The organism is Phormidium sp. CCY1219, from assembly GCF_055795085.1.
This window is the reverse complement of sequence record NZ_JAYFEQ010000442.1, coordinates 1-2,957: the sequence shown is the minus strand read 5'-3', so window position 1 is coordinate 2,957 and position 2,957 is coordinate 1. Positions and strand designations below refer to the sequence as shown.

Sequence of the window (2,957 nt, the reverse complement as noted above, 5' to 3'; positions counted from 1 at the left end):
GGGGGAGAACTCCTCCCTACGCATAAATGACGAGGGTTTCCGTTCTCCCCCTTACCAACCCTAATTTCTGATGAAAATTAGCTATAATCCCGAAACCGATGTTTTGAATATATATTTCCAAGACACTCCCGTGGAAAAAAGAGACCGCGAACAACCCGAGCGGATTCTAGATTATGACAAAAATGGGAATTTGGTGAGACTAGAAATTCTTAATGCTTCCCAGCGGATTGCCAATTCTCACATGGTTGAATATTCTGTGATTTTACCAAAGGGTGAATCGAATTCTCGCCCCGTCACCGAAGAGTCAAAAACGCTATCGTTAAGCGATCGCCGTACTTTTATGCAATTGCCTTTAGCCGAACGTCGCCGCATTTTGGCAGCACAAGCTGAGGCAATGGTGGAGCATTACGAACGAGACACAGAATGGCGCGAACTTCAAGGGGGTGACATTATTGACTACTAATTCTCCGGTGCCTAAATCTGTATGAGTTACAATCAAAAGTAACACCAATTTATGAGAGAATAGTATGACAGAAACCGCAAACAAAACCGATTTACCGCCCTTTTTCCCAGATCGCACCCAATTACCCGAATCTGATGGTACGTTTGTGCAAAATTTTCAAGAATATCCTCAAAGCCTCCTGCTTACCGACTCTCTCACTTCCACCCTACAACGCCTCCATCCCGACGGATATTATTGCATCGGTCAGGATTGCGGGATTTATTGGCGCGAAACCGAACCCCCAGAAAAGGGTGCAGAGGCCCCCGACTGGTTTTACGTAGGCAATGTACCGCCGAAATTACAAGGGCAATATCGCCGTTCTTATGTGATTTGGCGCGAACATATTGCACCGACTATTGTGTTAGAATTTGCCTCCGGAGATGGTAGGGAACAACGAGACAGAACTCCATTATATCGCCGTGGCGAAGAAGTGACCAAACCCGGGAAGTTTTGGGTGTACGAGCAGATTATTCGGGCACCTTATTATGGGATTTTTTCAATTCGAGATAACAGCTTGGAGGTTTATCACCACGTAGATGGATTTTATCAGGCAATGACGCCAAACGATCGCGGCCATTATCCGATTCCGCCGATGCAAGTGGAATTGGGAGTTTGGGAAGGAACCTATCAAAACCAAACCCAACACTGGTTGCGCTGGTGGGATTTGGAAGGGAATCTGTTGCTTATCGGTCAGGAAGAAGCGCAACAGGAACGGCAAAAGCGCCAGCAGTTAGAGGAGAAACTGCGATCGCTTTCTCCCGAACAACTGGCAACGTTGGGAATTGATTTGGATGCGATCGGCTAAATCGCCATCCATTGCCGATCCGACTCGGCGGTGAGGCTAAACCACCGCCGGTTAAACCACCGCTTGCTTTCCAGGGCACCCTCACCTATCATAGAGAAAATTATTAACGTTTAAACGCCTACCGTCAGAACGCGGCAGTGCCGCGTTCTCACGTTATCTTAATCAAGCAGCCACAGAGAGCTTGAGGACCTCGCGGCACCAGGTACGCAAATCGGCCAAAGACCGATCGCGATACTTCCCATAGCGCTCTCGCTTATTCTTCACCTTCCGCTCCAACTGTGGCACAATGCCAAAATTTGGCGGCATTGGTTGATAGTGCTTTGGCGAAGCAGAACTAATAAACTCGAACAACGCGCCCATCATCGTCGTTCCCGGTAACTGCACCGTTTCCAATCCCAACGCCAAGCGGGCCGCATTGGTGCCGGCCAACCATCCACCGGCAGCCGCCGCCGTATAACCTTCGGTACCGATCAGTTGTCCCGCCGCTAACACCGTAGGGCGCTGCTTAAACTGTAAACTCGCCTCGAGCAACTGCGGGGAATTAATAAACGTATTGCGGTGCATGACGCCCATGCGGACGAATTCGGCATTTTCCAACCCGGGAATCGAGCGAAACACGCGCTTTTGTTCCCCCCAGCGCAGGTTAGTTTGGAAGCCCACCATATTCCACAATTGGCCTGCTTTATCTTCCTGACGCAATTGAACCACCGCATAGAAGCGATCGCCGGTGCGCCCGTCGGTGAGACCCACGGGTTTCAGCGGTCCGTAGCGCATGGTATCTTCCCCGCGCTTGGCCATTTCCTCAATCGGCAAACAGCCTTCAAAAAACTTCGCCGATTCCCGCTCAAACTCCTTCACTTCTGCTTGTTCGGCATTACATAATTCCTGCCAAAACTGCAAATATTCCTCCCGATTCATCGGACAATTCAGATAATCCGCATCGCCTTTGTCGTAGCGGGAGGCGCGAAAGGCAATCTCGCGATTTATCGATTCGCCCACCACAATTGGACTGGCAGCATCGAAGAAACTCATATACTCCATTCCGGTAAAGCGCTGCAAATCCTCGGCGAGGGCTGCACTGGTGAGCGGACCGCTGGTCAGCACCACGATGCCTTCCCGGGGAATTTCCCTCACTTCCTCGCGCCGCAGTTCGATTAACGGGTGATTGGCCAAAGTGGCGGTTAAATCGGCACTAAACACGCCGCGATCCACCGCCAGGGCACCGCCGGCAGGCACTTCATGTTCGTCGGCTTTGCCGATGACGATCGAATCGAGTTGGCGCAGTTCTTCGTGCAATAACCCCGCCGCCCGATCGCTGGCTTTCGCACCAAACGAGTTACTGCACACCAATTCGGCAAAATGTTCCGTATGATGTGCCGGGGTCATCTGTTGCGGACGCATTTCGTGCAGCACCACCGGCACCCCTGCCCGGGCGATTTGCCATGCAGCTTCGGTACCGGCGAGTCCCGCACCAATTACGTAAACGGGAGTTTGTGGATGATTCATCATCGAAAATTAGGGTTGGTAAAGGGACGGATGGAAACCCCTGTCATTCATGCACGGGGAGGAATCTGTCCCCTTACACAAACAGCAGCCCAACAGGGCTTCAATTGAAGCAATATTGATAACCATCTTTCCCCTGTACGCGGC

The 2,957-nt window shown here is 51.2% G+C and carries 3 protein-coding genes; 2 read left to right on the top strand and 1 reads right to left on the bottom strand.

All coding sequences use genetic code 11. The features are described from left to right. Positions 1-70: 70 nt before the first annotated feature. Positions 71-463: a DUF2283 domain-containing protein gene (locus AC0QH1_RS10400; RefSeq protein WP_324631016.1), complete on the top strand. Its 393-nt coding sequence runs from the start codon at positions 71-73 to the stop codon at positions 461-463. Positions 464-527: 64 nt separating this feature from the next. Next, positions 528-1,307: a Uma2 family endonuclease gene (locus AC0QH1_RS10395; RefSeq protein WP_324631015.1), complete on the top strand. Its 780-nt coding sequence runs from the start codon at positions 528-530 to the stop codon at positions 1,305-1,307. A 162-nt stretch (positions 1,308-1,469) separates the two neighbouring features. On the opposite strand, the gene trmFO is transcribed toward AC0QH1_RS10395, so the two are convergent. Continuing rightward, positions 1,470-2,816 (bottom strand): FADH(2)-oxidizing methylenetetrahydrofolate--tRNA-(uracil(54)-C(5))-methyltransferase TrmFO, encoded by a 1,347-nt coding sequence (gene trmFO, locus AC0QH1_RS10390; protein WP_442957301.1) that lies wholly within the window; start codon positions 2,814-2,816, stop codon positions 1,470-1,472. Positions 2,817-2,957 lie beyond the last annotated feature (141 nt).